The 22444-nt window shown below is 66.9% G+C and carries 20 protein-coding genes; all 20 read left to right on the top strand.

The window, feature by feature from the left end; all coding sequences use genetic code 11:
* Window positions 1-5 precede the first annotated feature (5 nt).
* The 20 genes from V9K91_RS14310 (at window position 6) to fliF (ending at window position 22424) form a co-directional block, all read left to right on the top strand.
* On the top strand, window positions 6-1118 hold the full coding sequence (locus V9K91_RS14310; protein ID WP_095364315.1) for a flagellar basal body P-ring protein FlgI: 1113 nt from the start codon (window positions 6-8) through the stop codon (window positions 1116-1118).
* The gene (locus V9K91_RS14305; RefSeq protein ID WP_307107016.1) at window positions 1118-2341 is read left to right on the top strand and encodes a glucosaminidase domain-containing protein; all 1224 of its coding nucleotides are present in this window, start codon (window positions 1118-1120) and stop codon (window positions 2339-2341) included. Before V9K91_RS14310 ends, V9K91_RS14305 begins: the two co-directional genes overlap by 1 nt.
* Window positions 2342-2349: 8 nt before the next feature.
* Window positions 2350-4227: a flagellar hook-associated protein FlgK gene (flgK, locus tag V9K91_RS14300; protein ID WP_307107017.1), complete on the top strand. Its 1878-nt coding sequence runs from the start codon at window positions 2350-2352 to the stop codon at window positions 4225-4227.
* Window positions 4224-5429, top strand: coding sequence for a flagellar hook-associated protein FlgL (gene flgL / locus V9K91_RS14295; protein WP_095364318.1), 1206 nt, complete (start codon window positions 4224-4226; stop codon window positions 5427-5429). The genes flgK and flgL overlap by 4 nt, the downstream gene beginning before the upstream one ends.
* A gap of 247 nt (window positions 5430-5676) precedes the next feature.
* A complete protein-coding gene (locus V9K91_RS14290; protein ID WP_068851721.1) occupies window positions 5677-6852 on the top strand; it encodes a flagellin in 1176 nt (391 codons plus the stop codon).
* Between the two features lie 192 nt (window positions 6853-7044).
* The gene (locus V9K91_RS14285; RefSeq protein WP_068851718.1) at window positions 7045-8262 is read left to right on the top strand and encodes a flagellin; all 1218 of its coding nucleotides are present in this window, start codon (window positions 7045-7047) and stop codon (window positions 8260-8262) included.
* Window positions 8263-8454: 192 nt separating this feature from the next.
* Window positions 8455-9675 carry a flagellin gene (locus V9K91_RS14280; protein ID WP_184123701.1) on the top strand — a complete coding sequence of 407 codons (1221 nt, stop codon included), beginning with the start codon at window positions 8455-8457 and terminating at the stop codon, window positions 9673-9675.
* Between the two features lie 229 nt (window positions 9676-9904).
* Window positions 9905-11134: a flagellin gene (locus tag V9K91_RS14275; protein ID WP_068851713.1), complete on the top strand. Its 1230-nt coding sequence runs from the start codon at window positions 9905-9907 to the stop codon at window positions 11132-11134.
* A 209-nt stretch (window positions 11135-11343) separates the two neighbouring features.
* The gene (gene fliD, locus V9K91_RS14270; RefSeq protein WP_095363798.1) at window positions 11344-12702 is read left to right on the top strand and encodes a flagellar filament capping protein FliD; all 1359 of its coding nucleotides are present in this window, start codon (window positions 11344-11346) and stop codon (window positions 12700-12702) included.
* Window positions 12703-12803: 101 nt separating this feature from the next.
* Entirely contained in the window at window positions 12804-13220 is a 417-nt protein-coding gene (gene fliS, locus V9K91_RS14265; protein ID WP_093532808.1) for a flagellar export chaperone FliS, read from the top strand.
* Window positions 13220-13534: a hypothetical protein gene (locus V9K91_RS14260; protein WP_093532807.1), complete on the top strand. Its 315-nt coding sequence runs from the start codon at window positions 13220-13222 to the stop codon at window positions 13532-13534. The genes fliS and V9K91_RS14260 overlap by 1 nt, the downstream gene beginning before the upstream one ends.
* Entirely contained in the window at window positions 13531-14115 is a 585-nt protein-coding gene (locus V9K91_RS14255) for a PilZ domain-containing protein (protein ID WP_093532806.1), read from the top strand. Before V9K91_RS14260 ends, V9K91_RS14255 begins: the two co-directional genes overlap by 4 nt.
* A gap of 57 nt (window positions 14116-14172) precedes the next feature.
* Window positions 14173-14805 carry a response regulator transcription factor gene (locus V9K91_RS14250; RefSeq protein ID WP_068851698.1) on the top strand — a complete coding sequence of 211 codons (633 nt, stop codon included), beginning with the start codon at window positions 14173-14175 and terminating at the stop codon, window positions 14803-14805.
* A gap of 264 nt (window positions 14806-15069) precedes the next feature.
* Window positions 15070-16479, top strand: a complete 1410-nt coding sequence (gene rpoN, locus V9K91_RS14245; RefSeq protein WP_184123703.1) for an RNA polymerase factor sigma-54 — start codon at window positions 15070-15072, stop codon at window positions 16477-16479.
* Window positions 16480-16493: 14 nt separating this feature from the next.
* The gene (locus V9K91_RS14240) at window positions 16494-16871 is read left to right on the top strand and encodes a response regulator transcription factor (RefSeq protein ID WP_068851692.1); all 378 of its coding nucleotides are present in this window, start codon (window positions 16494-16496) and stop codon (window positions 16869-16871) included.
* Window positions 16868-18358, top strand: a complete 1491-nt coding sequence (locus V9K91_RS14235) for a sigma-54 dependent transcriptional regulator (RefSeq protein ID WP_336443439.1) — start codon at window positions 16868-16870, stop codon at window positions 18356-18358. Before V9K91_RS14240 ends, V9K91_RS14235 begins: the two co-directional genes overlap by 4 nt.
* Window positions 18359-18586: 228 nt before the next feature.
* Window positions 18587-18745, top strand: a complete 159-nt coding sequence (locus tag V9K91_RS14230) for a hypothetical protein (RefSeq protein ID WP_336443438.1) — start codon at window positions 18587-18589, stop codon at window positions 18743-18745.
* Between the two features lie 216 nt (window positions 18746-18961).
* On the top strand, window positions 18962-20071 hold the full coding sequence (locus tag V9K91_RS14225) for a YadA-like family protein (protein WP_095363802.1): 1110 nt from the start codon (window positions 18962-18964) through the stop codon (window positions 20069-20071).
* A 337-nt stretch (window positions 20072-20408) separates the two neighbouring features.
* Window positions 20409-20765, top strand: a complete 357-nt coding sequence (fliE, locus tag V9K91_RS14220; protein ID WP_336443437.1) for a flagellar hook-basal body complex protein FliE — start codon at window positions 20409-20411, stop codon at window positions 20763-20765.
* Between the two features lie 12 nt (window positions 20766-20777).
* The gene (gene fliF, locus V9K91_RS14215) at window positions 20778-22424 is read left to right on the top strand and encodes a flagellar basal-body MS-ring/collar protein FliF (RefSeq protein ID WP_336443436.1); all 1647 of its coding nucleotides are present in this window, start codon (window positions 20778-20780) and stop codon (window positions 22422-22424) included.
* The last annotated feature ends 20 nt before the right edge of the window (window positions 22425-22444 follow it).

Below are 22444 nucleotides of genomic sequence, written 5' to 3'. Positions count from 1 at the left end.
TGCATATGAAATTTTCCCGGTTCCCACACATCGCCGTTGCGTTGTTGGCGCTCTTGGTCGCAGCGCCGGCCTCCGCTGAGCGGATCAAGGACCTGGCGCAGGTGGGCGGCGTGCGCGGCAATGCGCTGGTCGGCTACGGCCTGGTCGTCGGCCTGGATGGCAGCGGTGACCGCACCAGCCAGGCCCCCTTCACCGTGCAGAGCCTGAAGAACCTGCTGGGCGAGCTGGGCGTGAATGTGCCGGCCAACGTCAATCCGCAGCTGAAGAACGTGGCTGCCGTGGCGATCCACGCCGAGCTGCCGCCGTTCGCCAAACCGGGCCAGCCGATCGACATCACCGTGTCCTCGATCGGCAACGCGGTGTCGCTGCGTGGCGGTTCCCTGCTGATGGCGCCGCTGCGCGGTGCCGATGGCCAGGTCTACGCCATCGCCCAGGGCAACCTGGTGGTGGGCGGCTTCGGCGCACAGGGCAAGGATGGCTCGCGGGTATCGGTCAACGTGCCCAGCGTCGGCCGCATTCCGAATGGCGCCACGGTCGAGCGTGCCCTGCCCGACGTGTTCAGCGCTGGCGGCGAAATCACGCTCAACCTGCACAAGAACGACTTCACCACGGTGTCGCGCATGGTCGCCGCGCTGAACAACGCCTTCGGCGATGGCGCCGCGCGCGCCGTGGACGGCGTCACCGTGGCGGTGCAGTCGCCCAACGACCCGGGCGCGCGCATCGGCCTGCTGGCCCGCATTGAAAACCTGGAACTCACCCCCGGCACCGCGCCGGCCAAGGTGGTGGTCAACTCGCGTACCGGCACCGTGGTCATCGGCGCGCAGGTGCGGGTTGGCGCGGCGGCCATCTCGCACGGTTCGCTGACCGTGACGATCAACGAAAACACCAACGTCAGCCAGCCCAATGCCTTCGCCGGTGGCCAGACCGTGGCCACGCCGCAGTCCACCATCACCGCCACCAACGACGGCAGCCGCATGTTCAAGTTCAACGGCGGCAGCACCCTGGATGAGATCGTGCACGCGGTCAATGCCGTGGGCGCCGCCCCGGGCGACCTGATCGCGATCCTGGAGGCGCTCAAGCAGGCCGGCGCGCTGAGTGCCGAACTCGAGGTGATCTGATGCGCATCCAACCGTCACTGGAGCTCAATCCGGCCCAGGCCAACAGCCCGGCCAAGGTCGACAAGGTCGCGCGCCAGCTGGAAGGCCAGTTCGCGCAGATGCTGGTCAAGAGCATGCGCGATGCCAGTTTCGGCGATTCGCTGCTGCCCGGCGAAAACCAGATGTTCCGCGACATGTACGACCAGAAGATCGCCGAAGCGATGACCAAGGGCCGTGGCCTGGGGCTGTCGGCGATGATCTCGCGCCAGCTCGGCGGTGGCGGGACCGAGGCCACCAAGCCCACCGACACCAGCCTGAATCCCGCCGCGGCGCTGCGCGCCTACCGGCTCAACGCGCCGGCCGCCGCGCCGATGGCCCTGCCCGCTTCCGGTGCGGCGCCTTCCGCACCGAGCGAAGTGGACCTGCTGCAGCAGCTTGGCGGGCAGGCACCGTCGGCGGTGCTGCAGCCGATGGAGCGTGCGCTGGACCTGATTGCCGGACGTGAAAGCAGCCAGATGCATGAAGCGATCGGCCGCAGCGATCCGTACGGCGCCGCGCCCGCCACCGATACGTCCGGCGAAAACTGGGCAATGGCCGACGACCGTTGGCGCGACGTCGGCACCACCGCCGCCACCACCGGCCCCAGCGCCGTGGACACGCTGGCCGGCAGCACTGCCGCCGCCCAGCTTGGCGCACATACCCCCGAAGGCTTCGTGGCCAGCATCTGGGGCCACGCGCAGCAGGCCGCGCGCGAACTGGGCGTGGACGCCAAGGCGCTGGTCGCCCAGGCCGCGCTGGAAACCGGCTGGGGCCGCAAGCTGGTGCAGCGCAATGGCGGCGGCAGCTCGCACAACCTGTTCGGCATCAAGGCCAGCGGCTGGAATGGCGAGCGCGCCACCAGCGGCACCCACGAGTACGTCGATGGCGTGCGCCGCAATGAAACCGCCAGTTTCCGGGCCTACGGCTCGGTCGGCGACAGCTTTGCCGACTACGTGAAACTGCTCAAGAACAGTCCGCGCTACCAGAACGCGCTGCAGGCCGGCGGCGATGTCCGTGGCTTCGCCCAGGGCCTGCAGAAGGCCGGCTACGCCACCGACCCCAGCTACGCGGCCAAGATCGCCGCGATCGCCGGCGGCCCGACCATCGAGCGCGCCATCGCCGCCGTGGGCGATGCCAGCCAGCGCCTGGGCCGCACCTTTGCCAGCACCGCCAGCCCCGCCGGGCTGGGGGCAATCCGTCGTTGAGGTAACCCATGTCCGTACTTTCCACCGGCACCAGCGCCCTGCTCGCCTTCCAGCGCGCACTGGCCACCACCAGCCATAACGTCGCCAACATCAACACGCCAGGCTACAGCCGGCAGAAGGTGGACTTCGCCACCGCCAGCCCGCAGAACCTGGGCTATGGCGATATCGGCAACGGCACCCGCATCACCGACGTGCGCCGCGTGGCCGACCAGCTGGCGATCTCGCGGCTGCTCGACAGCAGCGGCGAACTGGCGCGGCTGAAGCAGCTGTCCACCCTGGCCGACCGCGTGGATTCACTGTTCTCCGATACCGCCACCAATGTGTCCGGCGTGTGGTCGAACTTCTTCGACACGGTCAGCGGCCTGTCCTCCAACGCCTCGGGCACCGCCGACCGCCAGAACGTGCTGGACAACGCCGGCACCCTCGCCAGCCGCTTCAAGCAGCTCAACGAAAGCCTCAATTCGCTCAATGGCGAGGTCAACAACGGCCTGATCGCCGGCGCCTCCGAAGTGAACCGGCTGGCAGCGGAAATCGCCCAGCTCAACGGCGCCATCGGCAGCAATGCCAATACCGCCGCACCGGACCTGCTCGACCGCCGCGACCAGCTGGTGGCCAACCTGATCGGCTACACCGGCGGCACCGCAGTGATCCAGGACGGCGGCTTCATGAACGTCTATACCGCTGGCGGCCAGGCCGTGGTGGTGGGCACCACCGCCAGCAAGGTCACCACCGTCACCGACCCCTACCAGCCTGAGCGCCTGCAGCTGGCGATGGAAACCCAGGGCCAGAAGATCACCCTGGATCCGAAGAGCCTGGGCGGCCAGATCGGCGGCCTGCTCGAATTCCGCGATTCAGTGCTCACCCCCACCCAGGCCGAGCTGGGCAAGCTCGCCGTGGGCCTGGCCAGCAGCTTCAACGACACCCACCACCAGGGCGTTGACCTGTACGGCAACATGGGCGGCGACTTCTTCAACTACGGCAACCCGCGCGTCACCGGCAACACCGGCAATACCGGCACCGCCAGCTTCAGCGCCAGCTTCGGCGACCTGTCCAAGCTGGACGGCCAGAACATCGTGCTGAAGTTCGATGGCGGTGCGTGGCAGGCCACGCGCGCCGACACCGGTGCGGCCGTGCCGATGACCGGCACCGGCACCGCAGCCGACCCGCTGGTGCTCAACGGCGTGGAAATGGTGATGTCCGGCACTCCGGCACAGAACGACCGCTTCCTGCTGCAGCCCACCGCCGGCGTGGCCGGCACCCTGTCGGTGGCGATCACCGATACCTCGCGCATTGCTGCGGCTGCGCCGATCAAGGCCGCCGCAGGCCTGAGCAACACCGGCACCGGCAAGGTCAGCGGCGTGGCGGTGAGCGACTACACCAACGCCAACCTGCGCAATCCGGCCGCGATCGTGTTCACCAGCGCCACCGAATACACCATCGATGGCACCGGGCCGTTTACCTATACCGCTGGGCAGACCATCAGCGCCAATGGCTGGAGCTTCGTGCTCGATGGCGCGCCGAAGGTCGGCGACAGCTTCAACATCAGCCCCACCCCGGCCGGCTCCAGCGACAACAGCAACGCGCTGCTGCTGGCCAAGGTGGAAGACGCCAAGACCTTCAACGCCGGCACGGTCACCCTCAACGGTGCCCTGGGCGGCCTGACCACGCTGGTGGGCTCGGCCGCACGCGCGGCCGACTACTCGCTGCAGGCCCAGCAGGTCATCACCGACCAGGCGCAGGCCTCGCGCGACTCGGTGTCCGGGGTCAACCTGGACGAAGAAGCCGCCGACATGCTCCGGCTGCAGCAGGCCTACCAGGCCGCCTCGCAGCTGATTTCCACTGCCGACACCATGTTCCAGACCATCCTGGGAGCCGTTTCGCGATGAACAACCGAATCTCCACCGGGATGATGTTCAACCAGTCCATCTCGATGATGATGGCCAAGCAGAGCAAGATGAACCACCTGGAGCAGCAGCTGGCCACCGGCAAGAAGCTGGTCAGCGCCAAGGACGACCCGGTCGCCGCCGGCACCGCGGTCGGCCTGGACCGCGCCGTGGCCGAGCTGGACCGCTTCGCCCGCAATGGCGATGTGGTCGAAAACCGCCTCGGCCTGCAGGAAAACGCACTGGCCCAGGCCGGCGAAATGATGGCCCATATCACCGAGCTGACCATCCAGGCCAACAACCCGGCACTGTCGGCGGCCGACCTGAAGTCGATCGCCTCGGAACTGAAGAGCGTGCGCGACGGCCTGCTGTCGCTGGCCAATTCCACTGACGGCACCGGCCGCTACCTGTTCGGTGGCACCGACGACGCCGATGCGCCGTTCAAGCTCAGCAATGGCGTGGTCACCTACAACGGCGACCAGACCCAGCGCCAAGTGGAAGTAGCGCCGGACACCTTCGTCAAGGACGCCCTGCCCGGCAGCGAGATCTTCCTGCGCATCCGCACCGGCGATGGCACCCTGGACGGCGGCGCGGCCGGCACCAACACCGGCACCGGCGTGCTCACCACCTTTGGCCGCGACCCGGCTTCCGGCAACTGGGATGGGGCCAGCTACACCCTGCGCTTCACCGGCCCGGACGCCTATGAAGTGGTGGATGCGACCAATACCGTGGTCAAGACCGGCGCCTTCAAGGCCGGCGAAGACATCACGTTCGAAGGCGTTTCCATGCGGATCGAAGGCGAACCCAAGGCCGGCGACAGCTTCGGCATCGGCGCCGCCGACGCCCGCGACATCTTCTCCACCCTGGACGGCATGATCAACGCGCTGGACAACGCCGCCGACGATCCGACCGCCGTGGCCCGCCAGCAGAACATCCTGCAGGCCGGCATCCGTGACGTGGCCCGTGCCTCGGAGAAATTCATCGACGCCCGCGCCGCCGGCGGTGCGCAGCTCAAGGCCATCGACGATGCCGGCGCCTTGCGCGACGCCAACGGCGTGACCCTGAAGACCACCCTGTCGGCCATGCGCGACCTCGACTACGCCGAAGCCATCGGCCAGTACCAGCTGGAACAGATTTCCCTGCAGGCCGCGCAGACCATTTTCACCCAGATGCAGCAGATGTCGCTGTTCAACGCGATCCGCTGACATAGCGCGCACGCCGGGCGCAAAACGCCCCGCGCTGCAGGCTGTTGCGCGTGTTCCGGCCCCTGCCGGACGCGCGCAACCACCGACCATCACCCTACCCGGGTGATGTTTTCTGCGTATTTTTTCTCAAGGCTTCGCGCCAACCGCCGTTATCTCTCCTGCAACAGCTGCATCCGCCACGGGTGCGGTCTCTGCGTCAACTCCGGGTGCACGCCGCGGCCGGAACTTGCCCACAGGAAAGAGAAAAATGGCACAAGTAATCAATACCAACGTGATGTCGCTGAACGCTCAGCGCAACCTGTCGACCAGCGGTTCCAGCCTGGCCACCACGATCCAGCGCCTGTCCTCGGGCCTGCGCATCAACAGCGCCAAGGACGACGCCGCCGGCCTGGCGATTTCCGAGCGTTTCAGCACCCAGATCCGCGGCCTGGACGTTGCGGTTCGCAATGCCAACGACGGCATCTCGCTGGCCCAGACCGCCGAAGGCGCGATGGTGGAAATCGGCAACAACCTGCAGCGTATCCGCGAACTGTCGGTGCAGTCGGCCAACGCCACCAACTCCGACAGCGACCGTGAAGCGCTGAACGCCGAAGTCAACCAGCTGGTCTCGGAAATCGACCGCGTCTCCCGCCAGACCAACTTCAACGGCACCAAGCTGCTGGACGGTTCGTTCTCCGGCGCGCTGTTCCAGATCGGCGCCGATTCGGGCCAGACCATCGGCATCAACAGCATCGTCAACTCCAGCACCTCGGAGCTGGGCAACGGCCTGTACGCTGCCAAGCAGACCTCGACCGCAGCGGCCCTGACCGGCACCGCGACGGCCGCGGGCACTGTCAGCGACATGGAAATCAATGGCGTTGCCATTGCTGCCGTGGACGTTGCCGTGGGCGACAAGGCCGCCGACGTCAGCAAGAAGGTGGTCAATGCCATCAACGACAAGATGGACCAGACCGGCGTGTACGCCTCGCTGGACAAGGACGGCAAGCTGGAACTGACCTCGCTGAAGTCGGGCAAGGATTTCGAGTTCACCACCGCCACCACCGATGCCACCGGCCTGACCGTGGCCATGGCGGGCATTGGCGCCACCGCCGATGCGGACGCCCGTGACACCGTCAGCGGCGTGGACATCTCCTCGGTCGCCGGTGCCCAGAAGGCGCTGTCGATCGTGGACGACGCCCTGAAGGCGGTGAACTCCTCGCGTGCCGACATGGGTGCGATCCAGAACCGCTTCACCTCCACCATCGCCAACCTGAACACCACCTCGGAAAACCTGTCGGCCTCGCGCAGCCGTATCCGCGACACCGACTACGCCAAGGAAACCGCCGAACTGACCCGCACGCAGATCCTGCAGCAGGCCGGCACCGCGATGCTGGCCCAGGCCAACCAGTCGCCCTCGAGCGTCATGAGCCTGCTGAACGGCTGATCCCGCACAAGCACGCGTCACAGAAAACCCCGCTCCGGCGGGGTTTTCTGTTGACAAACGCAAATTTCGCCCGCTGGGCCCTAAAGGTTCCGGCCGGGGTGTCGTTAATGATTTCAACCCGGGCACATCGCCCATTGCCTCCCCCGGGGCACCCCAAAAACCAGCAGTACCTTCGTATCCAGGAGCACGGAAATGGCACAAGTCATCAACACCAATGTGATGTCGCTGAACGCACAGCGCAATCTGTCGACCAGCGGTTCCAGCCTGGCTACCACCATCCAGCGCCTGTCCTCGGGCCTGCGCATCAACAGCGCCAAGGACGACGCCGCCGGCCTGGCGATCTCCGAGCGCTTCAGCACCCAGATCCGCGGCCTGGATGTTGCGGTTCGCAACGCCAACGACGGCATCTCGCTGGCCCAGACCGCCGAAGGCGCGATGGTGGAAATCGGCAACAACCTGCAGCGCATCCGCGAGCTGTCGGTGCAGTCGGCCAACGCCACCAACTCCGACAGCGACCGTGAGGCGCTGAACGCCGAAGTGAAGCAGCTGACCTCGGAAATCGACCGCGTTTCCCGCCAGACCAACTTCAACGGCACCAAGCTGCTGGACGGTTCCTTCTCCGGCGCGCTGTTCCAGGTCGGTGCGGATTCGGGCCAGACCATCGGCATCAACAGCATCGTCAACGCCAGCGCCAGCGCACTGGGCGGCGCCAAGTTCGACAAGAACACCTTCACCGTCGCCGCCCCGGGCACCAATGCCGCCGCCACCATCAAGGGCATGGAAATCAAGGGCGCCGATGGCAAGTCGTACAAGCTGGACGACATCGAAGTGAAGGCCGGCGTCGACGCCGCCGCCACCCAGAAGGCCACCGCCTCCGCCATCGCCGCCGCGATCAACGCCAAGATGGACCAGACCGGCGTCTACGCCTCGGTCGATGCCGCCACCGCCGGCAAGCTGGACCTGACCTCGGTGCAGAACAACGTCGCCGACGACGGCACCTTCAATGCCATCGCCGTGACCATGGGCACCTGGACCGGCGCCACCGCACCGACCGCGCCGACCCCGACCGCCGACGCCACCGGCCTGACCGCGCAGTTCGCCAGCAACCTGAACATCTCCACCTTCACCGGTGCGCAGCAGGCCCTGTCGATCGTCGACAAGGCGCTGACCGCAGTCAACTCCTCGCGTGCCGACATGGGTGCGATCCAGAACCGCTTCACCTCCACCATCGCCAACCTCGGCACCACCTCGGAAAACCTGTCGGCCTCGCGCAGCCGTATCCGCGACACCGACTACGCCAAGGAAACCGCCGAGCTGACCCGCACGCAGATCCTGCAGCAGGCCGGCACTGCGATGCTGGCCCAGGCCAACCAGTCGCCCTCGAGCGTGATGAGCCTGCTGCAGGGCTGATGCCTGCGGAGGGTGCGTAACGGAAAACCCCGCGAAAGCGGGGTTTTTTGTTGACAAACGCGAAATTCGGTCGTCCCAGCCCTAAAGGTTCCCTGCGGGTTGTCGTTAATGATTTCAACCCGGGCACATTGCCCACCGCCTCCCCCGCGAGGCGCCCACTGAATCCGCATCACCGCACCCAGGAGCACGGAAATGGCACAAGTCATCAACACCAATGTGATGTCGCTGAACGCACAGCGCAATCTGTCGACCAGCGGTTCCAGCCTGGCCACCACCATCCAGCGCCTGTCCTCGGGCCTGCGCATCAACAGCGCCAAGGACGACGCCGCCGGCCTGGCGATTTCCGAGCGCTTCAGCACCCAGATCCGCGGCCTGGACGTTGCCGTGCGCAACGCCAACGACGGCATCTCGCTGGCCCAGACCGCCGAAGGCGCGATGGTCGAAATCGGCAACAACCTGCAGCGCATCCGCGAACTGTCGGTGCAGTCGTCCAATGCGACCAACTCCGACAGCGACCGTGAAGCACTGAACGCCGAAGTGAAGCAGCTGACCTCGGAAATCGACCGCGTCTCCCGCCAGACCAACTTCAACGGCACCAAGCTGCTGGACGGTTCGTTCTCCGGCGCGCTGTTCCAGGTCGGCGCCGATTCGGGCCAGACCATCGGCATCAACAGCATCGTCAACGCCAGCGCCAGCGCGTTGGGCGGCGCCAAGTTCGACACCAGCACCCTGGACATCGGCGTGCCCGCCACCAACGGTGACGTGACCATCAAGGGCATGACCATCAAGGGCGCCGACGGCACCGCCTACACGCTGTCGGACATCTCGGTGAAGGCCGGCGTCGACGCTGCCGCCACCCAGAAGGCCGCCACCGCCGCCGTTGCCGCCGCCATCAACGAGAAGATGGACCAGGCCGGCGTGTACGCATCGGTCAATGCCACTGCCGGCAAGATCGACCTGACCTCGGTCAAGAACAGCGTCTCCGACACCGGCACGTTCAACGCCATCACCGTCACCGCGGGCACCTGGACCGGCATCACCGCGCCGACCCCGGCCACCCCGACCACTGCCGCCGCCGGCGCTGCCCTGGCCACCAAGTTCGCCAGCGACCTGGACATCTCCTCGGTGGCCGGTGCGCAGCAGGCCCTGTCGATCGTCGACAAGGCGCTGACCTCGGTCAACTCCTCGCGCGCTGACATGGGTGCCATCCAGAACCGCTTCACCTCCACCATCGCCAACCTCAACACCACCTCGGAAAACCTGTCGGCCTCGCGCAGCCGTATCCGCGACACCGACTACGCCAAGGAAACCGCCGAGCTGACCCGCACGCAGATCCTGCAGCAGGCCGGCACCGCGATGCTGGCCCAGGCCAACCAGTCGCCGTCGAGCGTGATGAGCCTGCTGCAGGGTTGATGCCTGCGGAGGATGTGTAACGAAAAGCCCCGCGAAAGCGGGGCTTTTTGTTTGCGTCGGCGTTCATGAAACGTGACGGATTCAGCGTTTTTTTCACCCCATTGATTAAAGCTTCTTGACATTGGGTCGTTATTGATTCCAGCCACGGCAGATCGACATCGCTTGGCGCTCCCACACGGGAGAAACACCTCTATCACCCGGCGACATCATCGCCACCAGGAGCAAGAAAATGGCACAAGTCATCAACACCAACGTGATGTCGCTCAACGCCCAGCGCAACCTGTCGACCAGCGGCTCCAGCCTGGCCACGACGATCCAGCGCCTGTCCTCGGGCCTGCGCATCAACAGCGCCAAGGACGACGCCGCAGGCCTCGCGATTTCCGAGCGTTTCAGCACCCAGATCCGCGGCCTGGACGTTGCGGTGCGCAACGCCAACGACGGCATCTCGCTGGCCCAGACGGCCGAAGGCGCGATGGTCGAAATCGGCAACAACCTGCAGCGCATCCGCGAACTGTCGGTGCAGTCGGCCAACGCCACCAACTCCGACAGCGACCGTGAAGCCCTGAACGCCGAAGTGAAGCAGCTGACCTCGGAAATCGACCGCGTTTCCCGCCAGACCAACTTCAACGGCACCAAGCTGCTGGACGGTTCCTTCTCCGGCGCGCTGTTCCAGGTCGGTGCGGATTCCGGCCAGACCATCGGCATCAACAGCATCGTCAACGCCAGCGCCAACGCGCTGGGCGGCGCCAAGTTCGACAGCAACAGCTTCACCGTCGGCGCGGTCGCTGCGGCCGCCAACGCCGACGTCAAGATCACCGGCATGGCCATCACCGGCGCCGACGGCAAGTCGTACACCCTGTCCGACATCAACGTGAAGGCCGGCGTCGACTCGGCTGCCACCCAGAAGGCCACCGTGGCCGCGGTGACCGCCGCGATCAACGAAAAGATGGACCAGACCGGCGTGTACGCCTCGGTCGACGGCGCCGCCGGCAAGGTCAACCTGACCTCCGTGCAGAACAGCGTGGGCTCGGACGGCACCTTCAACGCGATCGGCCTGACCGCCGGCACCTACACCGGTGGCGCCACCGCCCCGGCCGCGTACACCGCCACCACTGCCGCTGCCGGCGCCGCCCTGGCCAACAAGTTCGCCAGCGACCTGGACATCTCCTCGGTCGCCGGCGCCCAGCAGGCCCTGTCGATCGTCGACAAGGCGCTGACCGCGGTGAACTCCTCGCGCGCCGACATGGGTGCGATCCAGAACCGCTTCACCTCCACCATCGCCAACCTCAACACCACCTCGGAAAACCTGTCGGCCTCGCGCAGCCGTATCCGCGACACCGACTACGCCAAGGAAACCGCCGAGCTGACCCGCACGCAGATCCTGCAGCAGGCCGGCACCGCGATGCTGGCCCAGGCCAACCAGTCGCCCTCGAGCGTCATGAGCCTGCTGAACGGCTAAGCGTCATTGGCGTTGCGAAACAGGGAACCCCGCTCCGGCGGGGTTTTTTGTTGACCACGGCGCAGCTCTGGCATGCCGCTTGCACCTGCTTTGGCATCAGCGCGCCCACCGCCAGGTGGACGGGCCTCAAGCCTCCCCGTTCCGGGCCGATACCACCTGCAGGAAGCGCAGGCAGTTGCGTGCCCACATTTCAAGACAGGACTGCAGACATGGCGATTGGCACCATTGGTACCGGCCTCGATATTCCCACCCTGGTGGCCCAGCTGGTCGCCAAGGAGCGCGAACCGCAGGAAAACCAGATCAATTCCGCCGGTACCGCCGCCAGTGCCAAATTGTCGGCGCTGGCCACCCTGACCAGTGGCATGACCAACCTGCAGACCACCCTGGCCAGCCTGATCAAGAACGCCGACAAGCCGTCCTTCAAAGCCAGCACCATCACCGACTCCAACTTCACCGCCAGCATCGACACCAGCGAAGGCGCCGCCTCCGCCTCTGCCGGCACCCACCAGGTGGAAGTCAAATCCCTGGCCCAGGGCCAGAAGCTCAGCTCCGGCGCCTTCGCCAAGGACACCGTCATCGGCGACGGCACCCTGACCATCGCCTATGGCGACAAGACCCTCGACGTCACCATCAACGCCGACAGCAAGCTCAGCGACATCGCCGCGGCGATCAACAAAGCAGCCGGCGGCAAAGTGGTCAGCGCCAGCGTCATCACCGCCGACGATGGCCAGCATCTGATGCTCAGTGCCGTCGATACCGGCCTGTCGGGTGCCGTCAAGATCACCGCCAGCGGTGGCAACGGCGGCCTGGCGGCCCTGACCTATGACGGCACCGCCGGCTCCCCGATGACCCAGACCGTCGAGCCCAAGGATGCCGTGGTCGTCGTCGACGGGTTCACCCGAACCTCCAGCTCCAACACGATCAGCGACATCGTGCCCGGGGTGAACCTGACCCTGACCAAGGCCGGCACTGAAGCGGGCAAGACCCAGACCCTGACGATTACCCGCGACAACACCGCGGTCAAGACCGACATGGCCGCGTTCGTGGCCGCCTACAACGCCATGAACAGCGCGCTGAAGTCCACCAGCGCCTACAACGCCACCAGCAAGACCGCCGCCGCACTCACCGGCGACGCCATGGTGCGCGGCCTGCAGCAGCAGCTGCGCAGCCAGTTCAGCAGCAACATCAACGGCCTCAAGGACATGGGCGTCACCATGGCGGCCGACGGCAGCCTGACCCTGGACAGCGGCAAGATGGAGACCGCCATCGGCAAGGACCCCGATGCCGTGTCCCGCCTGTTCGGCAAGGACGGCGCCATCGGCAAGCCCATGGACACGCTCATCAAGAGCAACCTGGACAAGGAAACCGGCACCCTCACCCAGCGCACCAATTCGCTGAACAAGCAGATCAAGGACCTGGAAAGCCGCCTGGACGCGCTCGACGCGCGCATGGAAAAGGTTTCCGACCGCTACACCAAGCAGTTCACCGCCATGGAGACCCTGGTTACCCAGATGCAGACCACCAGCGACAGCCTGACCCAGGCACTGGCCAAGAAGACCAGCAGCTGACCCGCCGCGCGGCAACGCTCAAGTTTCCGCACCGCACCGCCGATATTCATGGCAGCACCCACCACCTGATGTCTGGCGTGGGTCCCAGAGGAGAAGTTCCAATGTACGGTTCCAGCCGTCAGTACGCAGAGCAGTACCGCAAGGTCGGCGTTTCCAGCGCCGTCAACGATGCCGACCCGCATAAACTGGTCGCCATGCTGCTGACCGGCGCCTGCGAGCGCATCCGCCTGGCCGAGGCCTGCCTGGAGCGCAACGACCAGGCCCGCAAGGGCAAGGCCATCGGCGAGGCCTGCGCCATCGTCGGCCACCTCAATGGCTCGCTCGACCACGAGGCCGGCGGCGACATCGCCGGCAACCTGTCGGCCCTGTACGACTACGTCATGCAGCGCCTGACCGATGCCAACCTGCACAACGACGGCGCTGCCCTGCAGGAAGCCCTGCAGCTGCTGACCGAGATCGATTCTGCGTGGAATGCCATCCCGCACGACCAGCGCCAGCCCGCTGTGGCAGGCGCCTGATGCACGCCTCACTCGCCCCCGACGTCCTTCACCTCCTGCATGATGCGCTGGACAGGCTGTCGGGCGCGGTTGAAGGTGATGACCACGACCTGACCCAGCGCCTGATGGACGCCTACGACCAGCAGGTACGTGCGTACCTGGACGAACACGAGGCCCGCATCGACGCCGGCTCGCTGCGCGGGCTGATCGCGCGCCAGCAGCAGGTCAGCATCCGCATGGCGGCCCGCCGCGACGAAGCGGGCAGCCACCTCACCGCCGACCGACGCGCCGTTCGCGCGTCCCTCGCCTACCTCCGGGCAGAATCCCTGACATGAGCGAACTTCGTCCCAGCGACATCCATCATCCGGCCGAAAGCGAGCTGTTCGATGAAACGCTGAGCTGCGATGTCGCCCTGCCCGCCGAATTCCGCCTGGGCAGCAGCGTGATCCGCCCCGGCAGCGCCGAAACCCTGCTGCGCAGCGTTGCCCTGGTCGAGGATTCCCGGGGCGATGATGGCCATGACGACCGTGGCGAGTCCAGCACCCAGCTGCAGCGCCTGGAAGCCAAGCTGGACCTGACCATGGTGCTGCTCGGCCGGCTGGTGCGGCAGAGCGCCCAGGATCTGGACCTGCGCCCGCTGCGCTGGTCGCGCCGGGGCATCCGCCTGGAACTGGGCGCCCGCACCGGTGCCGCGGCCGGCAGCCTGGGGGTGATCCGCCTGCAGCCCTGCGACTGGCTGCCCGACCACATCGACCTGCCCGTCACCGTGCTGGCCGAAGCGGCCACCGGTGCCGGCTCCTGTTTCCTCTGGCTGCGCTTCGCGCCCATGAGCGACGGGCTGGAAATGGCGCTGGAGCGGCACCTGTTCCGGCTGCACCGGCGGCAGGTGGCGGATTCCCGGCGGCGCGGTCTTTAATAAAGAGCCGCGCTAGGATAATGTGAAGAACTTCTTTTCTTCACATCTCCTCTGCCCGTGCGCGTTCTCATCGTCGACGATCACACCCTGGTCCGCGCCGGCCTAAGCCGCCTGCTCCAGGGCTTTGCCGACGTCGAGGTCGCCGCAGAGGCCAGCAATGCAAAGGAGGCGCTTGAAATGGCCCTGCTGCATTCCCCCGATGTGATCCTGATGGACCTGTCCCTGCCCGGGCGTACCGGGCTGGAAGCCCTGAGCGACATCCTGGTCCGCGCGCCGGGCACCCGCGTGGTGATGATGACCATGCACGACGACGCCGTGCACGTGCGCGATGCACTGGACCGCGGTGCGGTGGGCTTCGTGGTCAAGGACGCCGCCCCCCAGGAGCTCGACCTGGCCCTGCGCGCCGCCCATGCCGGCCAGGTGTTCCTGAGCCCGCAGATCTCGGCCAAGATGCTGGCGCCCATGCTGGGCAGGGAAAAGCCGGTCGGCATTGCCGCGCTCTCGCCGCGCCAGCGCGAGATCCTGCGCCAGATCGGCAAGGGTGAAAGCAACAAGGAAATCGCCGCCGACCTGGGCATCAGCGTCAAGACGGTGGAAACCCACCGCGCGCGCATGATGGAATCGCTGGGCTGCCGCCGCGCCAACGATCTGCTGTTGCTGGCCGCGCGTCACCAGCACGAACTGGAATAACCGGCGTCGATTCCCCGACATCTGCCTGCCACAGCGGCCACGAGCGACGGGTTTTTGATCGGGACGCAGCCGAAGACACCGCGGAAACAGCGATCCCCGCCGCGCCCAGCGTCAAATAACCAGACATACCGTCAGGAATCTCCCCACACGCTGTCGGGAACCTGACGACCCCGCTAGGGAACCCCCTGATTTCGCCCCCACGGGATCACAAGCAAGATGTGTTCCATAACGCACCGGGGGCTCGGGGCGACGGGGATACACCACATGAAGCCGATGATGTCGACCCAGATGGGTCAGCAGCTGCACCTCACGCCGCAATTGCTGCAGTCGATCCGATTGCTGCAGCTGGACGGCATGCAGCTGGAGCTGGAAATCCGCCGCGCACTGGACACCAACCCGCTGCTGGAGCTGGAAGAAGCGCCCGCGCCCGACACCGCCGAGACCGGCGAAGCCGGCACCACCGTGGAAGTGGCCGCCTTCGACGAACTGCCCGAGCCTGCAATGTGGGACGTGGCCGGGGCCAGCTGGCACGATGGCGACGACGACCGCCTGCAGCGCATTGCCGCCGACGAATCCAGCGACCCGCAGCTGCGCGCCCTGCAGCGCCTGTCACTGGAGCTGGATGCGCGCGAACTGGCCGTGGCCCGCTTCTGGCTGGAGCACTGCGACGATGCCGGCTACCTGGACGCGCCGCTGGAGCAGCTGACCCTGCTGGCCAGCGCCCACTGCGATGTGGACGCCGCCGGTGTGGAAGCGGTGCGCCAGCAGATCCTGCACGGCGACCCGGCCGGCCTGGCCGCCCGCGACCTGCACGAATGCCTCTCGGTCCAGCTGCGCGCCCTGCACGGTCGCGTGCCGGCCCGCCACCTGGCCCTGCGGGTGCTGGACCACGGCCTGGACGCTCTGGCCGCGCACGACTACCCCGCCCTGGCCCGCCAGCTGGATGCGGAAGTCGCCGACATCCACGAAGCGGTGCGCCTGATCCTCTCGCTGCAGCCGCGCCCGGGCGACAGCCTGCTGCCGGATACGTCCGGCGCGGTCATCCCCGACGTGGTGGCCTGGCACGCCGATGGCCAGTGGCGCGTGGCGCTCAACCCGGCCACCAGCCGCCGCCTGAGCATCAACCCCACCTACGAAAGTGCCCTGGCCGATGCCGGCGACAGTGCCCAGCCGTTGCGCGACATGCTGCAGGAAGCCCGCTGGCTGACCCGTGGCCTGTCCATGCGCTACGACACCCTGCTGCGCACCACCCGCGTCATCATCGAACGCCAGGCCGGCTTCCTCACCCGCGGCGAAGAGGCCATGGCCCCGCTGACCCTGAAGGAAGTGGCCGATGCCATCGGCATGCACGAGTCCACCGTCTCGCGCATCACCACCGGCAAGTACCTGCAGACCCCACGCGGCACCCTGGAGCTGAAGCACTTCTTTGCCGTGCGTCTGGAAGGCGCCAGCGTCTCCGGCCAGGCCGTGAAGGCCATGGTCCGGCGCCTGATTGATGCCGAACCGGCCGGTCGTCCGCTGGCTGATGAGGCCATTGCGGGACTTCTGTCACGCCAGGGCGTGAACATTGCCCGCCGAACCGTTGCAAAATACCGCGAACAACTGGACATCGCCCCGGCCCGGGAACGCCGCCGGCACAATGCCCGCACCCCGCTACTGGCCCGGGTGGGCTGAAGGAAGTACACGACATGAACAAGCTCACCGTCCTGCTGGTCGATGACCACGAGGGCTTCATCAACGCCGCCATGCGCCACTTCCGCAAGGTCGACTGGCTGGATGTGGTCGGCAGCGCCGGCAATGGCCTGGAAGCCATCGAGCGTTCGGAGTCGCTGCGCCCGCAGGTCGTGCTGATGGACCTGGCCATGCCGGAAATGGGCGGGCTGCAGGCCACCCGCCTGATCAAGACCCAGGACGATGCACCGTACATCGTCATCGCCAGCCACTTCGACGACGTCGAACACCGCGAGCACGCCCTGCGTGCCGGTGCCGACAATTTCGTCAGCAAGCTGTCCTACATCCAGGAGGTCATGCCGATCCTGGAGGGCTTGAAGGAGCCGACGCCATGAGCGAGTCGCGCATCCTGGTGCTGGACAACGACGCCGTGCGCGCCGAGCGCACCGTTGGCCTGCTGGAATTCATGGACTTCAACCCGCGCTGGATTGCCGACGCGGCCGATTTCGATACCACCCGCCACCGTGCCACCGACTGGATGGCCGTGATCATCGGCGGCCTGGAGCCGGGCGCGCGCAGTGAAGCGCTGTTCGCGTGGGCCGGCCAGGGCGCCCTGCCACCGCCGGTGATGCTGATTGACGGCGATGCTGCCGCATTTGCCCAGCGCCACGGCCTGCATGAGGCCAATGTGTGGCCGCTGGAAGCCCCGCTGCGCCATGCGCAGATGGAAGCCCTGCTGCGCCGTGCCAGCCTGAAGCGGCTCGATGCCGAACACCAGGCCGGCGCCAGCCAGGACCAGGGTCCCACCGGCGACGGTGCGGCGGTGAGTGCGCTGCGCCAGATGATCGAGCAGGTGGCCGCCTTCGACACCACCGTGCTGGTGCTGGGCGAATCGGGTACCGGCAAGGAGGTGGTGTCGCGTTCGATCCACCAGCGCTCGCCGCGCCGCGATGGCCCGTTCGTGGCGATCAACTGCGGCGCGATTCCGGCCGACCTGCTGGAAAGCGAACTGTTCGGTCACGAAAAGGGTGCATTCACCGGCGCACTCAGCGCACGCAAGGGCCGTTTCGAAATGGCCGAAGGCGGCACCCTGCTGCTGGACGAAATCGGCGACATGAGCCTGCCGATGCAGGTGAAGCTGCTGCGTGTGCTGCAGGAACGCAGCTTCGAGCGCGTGGGCGGCAACCAGACCATCCGCTGCAACGTGCGGGTGATCGCCGCAACCCATCGCGACCTGGAATCGCGCATTGCCGATGGCAAGTTCCGCGAGGATCTGTTCTACCGGCTCAATGTGTTCCCGATCGAAGTGCCGGCGCTGCGCGACCGTAGCGAAGACCTGCCCGCACTGGTCACCACCATTGCCGGCCAGCTGGCGCGCACCGGGCGTGGCGAAGTGCGTTTCAGCCCGGAAGCGCTGCAGGCCCTGGCCGCCTACGAATGGCCGGGCAACGTGCGCGAGCTGACCAACCTGGTGGAGCGCCTGGCCGTGCTGCATCCGGGCGGCAACGTTCGGGTGCAGGACCTGCCGGCACGGTATCGCGGTGATTTCGCGGTGGCAGCGCCGGTTTCGGTAGCGGCGCCGGCACCGGCTGGTGAGGACCGCCTGGACCTGCGCAGCTTCTCGTTCCACGCCCCGGCGACGGGTGCGGCGGCAGCGAACGGCGCCGCCCCGACCGACAAATCCCCGGCCCTGCCCGACGCCGGCCTGGACCTGCGCAACCACATGGCCAACATCGAGCTGACCCTGATCAACGAGGCGCTGGAGCGCACGCAGGGCGTGGTCGCCCACGCTGCCCAGCTGCTCGGCCTGCGGCGTACCACGCTGGTGGAGAAGCTGCGCAAGTACGGGATCGAGCGGGACCAGGCTGAGTTGGCGGGTTGATGCCGGAGCAATGCGTGGAACGGACAAGGCCCGGTCGAACCGGGCCTTGTCCGTTTTGAGTCTGAAATACGTTGGTGAGTTATTTCACCGATCTCGAACAGAGCCGGGCGCAACAATCACCGCGCTCGCCGGAGGCGTTTCGCACCCTTTCTTCGCGCGGGAAATCGGGGGTATCAGCAATGCCGTCTCGCGCCGTCGCGATGCGCGCTTGCATACCAGGACATCACCATGGAACTCTCCGAAGAAGCGTTTGCGCAGGCGTTCGCAAACCTGTCAGAAGCCGACAAGAAGTTGCTCTTGGAGTTCACCCAGCAGCTGCCATCGGCAAAGGCGGCACCCATCGCATCTGCTACGCCTCCGCCGGATCTGACGAAAAAGTCGCTCTAGTCCATCGCAGTTCACGCAGGCCCGTCCTTCGGGCCGGGCCTGCGAGCATCGTCATTACCAAGGGACCTTCTTCCTTCACTCCGCCGTGACGGCACCGGGCATAGCGTCGCCAGCAGCCGTACGCGGGGGAGACGCGTACGGGGAATCGGGGGATTCATGCAGATCGCCTGACCGGCATTGCCCCGGCGGGCGCGCTGCCACCCGAGGATCTCCGCCATGGACCGTTCCTGGTACCGCATCGCATTGCGTGGTGTTTCGCGCGTTCCCTTCGCTCGTTCCCTTGTCCCGTTCGGCGCCGCGCTGGGCGTATTCCTGTCACTGACCTCACCCGCGTCAGCCCAGACCGTCTGCACCCAGACCGGTGGCGCTGCACCCACTGCAACGGGCGCCGCCGCATTCGCCTGCGGCGACGGTGCCACCGCGGCTGGCGCCAATGCCACCGCCGTCGGCGGCGGTTCAAGCGCAGGTGATCAGTTCGCAACCGCCGTCGGCCGCAACGCGAACGCAAGCGGCTTTGCCTCCACGGCCATTGGCTACAACAACACCGCATCGGGTCGCGATACGGTAGTGATTGGCGTCAACAGCAGTGCGGTGGGCGAAGGCGGCATGGCTTTCGGCGTGGGGACCCAGGCCGGTCAACAGAACTCCATCGCCATCGGCCAAGGCGCCAACTCATCGGCCGCCAATGCCATCGCATTAGGTGCTGGTTCTGTAGCCAATGAAGCCAACACCGTCTCCATCGGCGCCGCCGGCGCCGAGCGCAAGCTCACCAACATGGCGGCCGGCGTGGCGGACACGGATGGGGTCAATGTCAGCCAGCTCAAGGAGTCGGCAGCGACCACCCTGGCCTCTGCCAACGCCTACACCGACGAACAGGCCGATGCCACCCTGACCGAGGCCAACACGTATGCCGACCAGGTGGCCGGCGATACGTTGACGGCGGCCAATACCTACACCGACCAGCAGATAGACCAGATCGGCGGAATGGCCAGCGGTGCCGCAGCCGCGCTGGAACAGTTCCGCGCCCAGGTCGGCGACCAGTTCGCCAACGTCAACGCGCGGCTCGATGGCATGGATAACGCGCTGCGCACCATGGACCGGCGGATCAGCCGGCAGGCGGCAATGTCCGCCGCGCTGGCCCAGAGCAGCGTCACACCGGAACCCGGTGAGAACTACCTGGGCGCCGGCGTCGGTGGGTCAGAGGGCGAGCGTGCCATCGCCGCCACCTTCCGCCGGAAGTTCAACCAGCATTTCACCGGGTCGGTAGGCTATGCGCGCAGCGGCGATGAAAGTTCCTGGGGGGTGGGCGCCGGCGTGAGCTGGTAGCGCCGCACCGCTTCAACGTTTCCGACGCCCGGCCAGCCCGGGCGTCTTTGTCTCCGGTAGCGCCGGCCGTTGGCCGGCCCACGCCATGGCCGGCGATGCGCAGCGCAACAACGTCCAGCCACCGTCACGGGTCAGGCGTCGGTTTCCCGACGCCGGGGTTCCGACGTCCCCTTTGCGACCTGCTGACGCACCGGCTTTCCGCCACGCCCGGCATGTAACCGGTTGCGCCGCGGGTCCCTGCAGCCCGCCATCACGACATCGCTGAACCACTCAGCCGTTTCGGCACGGGGCTTGCAGCGTCATCACTCGAAACCCCCAAACAGCCGGAACGTTCCAGATGTCACACTCCGTCACCTCGATTCTTTCCCAGATCCGCACCTACCAGACCCAGGTCGGGCAGTCTGTTGAGACCCCCCAGACCAACGCCCTGCAAGGGCTGCAGGGGCTGGCGGCACCGCAGGACGTGCAGGGCTCGAGCTTCACCGAAACCCTGCGTGGCGCGATCGCCGGCGTCAACGAGGCGCAGCAGAAATCCGGCGCCCTCGCCCGCGCCTTCGAACTGGGTGAACCCGGCGCCGACCTGGCCAAGGTGATGGTCGCCTCGCAGCAGTCCCAGATCGCCTTCCGCGCCACCGTGGAAGTCCGCAACCGTCTCGTCCAGGCTTACCAGGACGTGATGAACATGCCGCTGTAAGGATAGAAACGCATGGCCCTGTCGCTCACCAAGGAATCCCTGAACGCCGAAAAGGCGGGCCAGTGGTTCGATCGGCTGCAAAGCCTGCAGATCACCCGTCGGCTTGGCCTGATGGCGATGATCGCCGTGGCCGTTGCGGCAGGCCTGTTCGTGTTCTTCTGGTCGCAGAAGCCGGGGATGGTGCCGCTGTACACCGGCCTGGACCAGAAGGCCACCGCCGAAGCCACCGACCTGCTGCGTGCGGCGCAGATTCCGTTCGAACTGGATGCCGCCACCGGCGGCATCACCGTGCCGGAAAAGAACCTGCACGATGCGCGCCTGAAGCTGGCCGGCTCCGGCCTGACCGACAGCGGCCGGCTCGGCTTCGAGCTGATGGAGCGCGACCCCGGCTTCGGCGTCAGCCAGTTCATGGAAAATGCCCGCTACCAGCACTCGCTGGAAACCGAGCTGTCGCGCACCATCAACACCCTGCGCCCGGTGCGCGATTCGCGCGTGCACCTGGCCATTCCCAAGCCCAGCGCCTTCACCCGCCAGCGCGACGTTGCCAGCGCCTCGGTGGTGCTGGAACTGCGCGGTGGCCAGCAGCTGGAACGCGGCCAGATCGATGCCATCGTGCACATGGTGGCCGCCAGCATTCCCGACCTGGCCGCCGAGCGCGTCACCGTGGTCGACCAGAGCGGGCGCATGCTCAGCGTGTCCGACCCCAACAGCGAAGCGGCAGTCAACGCCGCCCAGTTCGACCAGGTGCGCCGCCAGGAAACCTCGTTCAACCAGCGCATCCGCGAGCTGCTCGAGCCGATGACCGGCCCGGGCCGGGTCAACCCCGAGGTCAGCGTGGACATGGACTTCTCGGTCACCGAAGAAGCCCGCGAGATCTATAACGGCGAGCCGCAGAAGCTGCGCAGCGAACAGACCAGCGAAAACAGCACGACCACCCCGGGCCCTCAGGGCGTACCGGGTGCGGCCAGCAACACGCCGCCGGGTCCGGCTGCGGCACCGGCCACCGCTGCCACGCCTACCGAAACCGCGCGCAACGCCACACGCAACTACGAACTGGACCGCACCCTGCAGCACAGCCGCCAGCCGGCCGGCCGCATCAAGCGCGTTTCCGTAGCCGTACTGCTGGACAACGTGCCGCGCCCGGGCGCCAACGGCAAGACCACCGAGCAGCCGCTGTCGGCCGCTGAACTCACCCGCGTCGAAGCGCTGGTCAAGCAGGCAGTGGGCTTCAACGCCGAGCGTGGCGACACCGTGTCGGTGATGAACGCTCCGTTCGTGCGTGAAGTCACCCCGGTCGAAGGGCCGAAGTGGTGGGAACTGCCGCAGGTGCAGGACGGCCTGCGCCTGCTGCTGGGTGCCATCGTGGTGCTGGCGCTGGTGTTCGGCGTACTGCGCCCGGCGCTGCGCTCGATCACCGGCACCCCGAAGAAGCCCAGCCGGGACGACAGCCTCGAACCGCACAGCGCCGACGTGCAGCTGGTGGACGATGGCGAAGGCCTGCCCCAGCTCGGTTCGGACCGGGTACACCTTTCTGGCCAAGAGCCGCTGGCATTGCCCGTGGACTCCTACGAGGAACGACTGCGCATGGCGCGTGAAGCTGTAAAGACCGATTCCAAGCGCGTGGCCCAGGTGGTCAAGGGCTGGGTGGCCAATGATTGATCCCGCCGCCCCCCCTGCCC

This window comes from Stenotrophomonas sp. CCNWLW57 (assembly GCF_037203925.1).
In the GTDB taxonomy this organism is placed as follows: domain Bacteria; phylum Pseudomonadota; class Gammaproteobacteria; order Xanthomonadales; family Xanthomonadaceae; genus Stenotrophomonas; species Stenotrophomonas rhizophila_A.
Note: the sequence above shows the minus strand (reverse complement) of the source record. Positions and strands in the feature narration are given on the sequence as shown.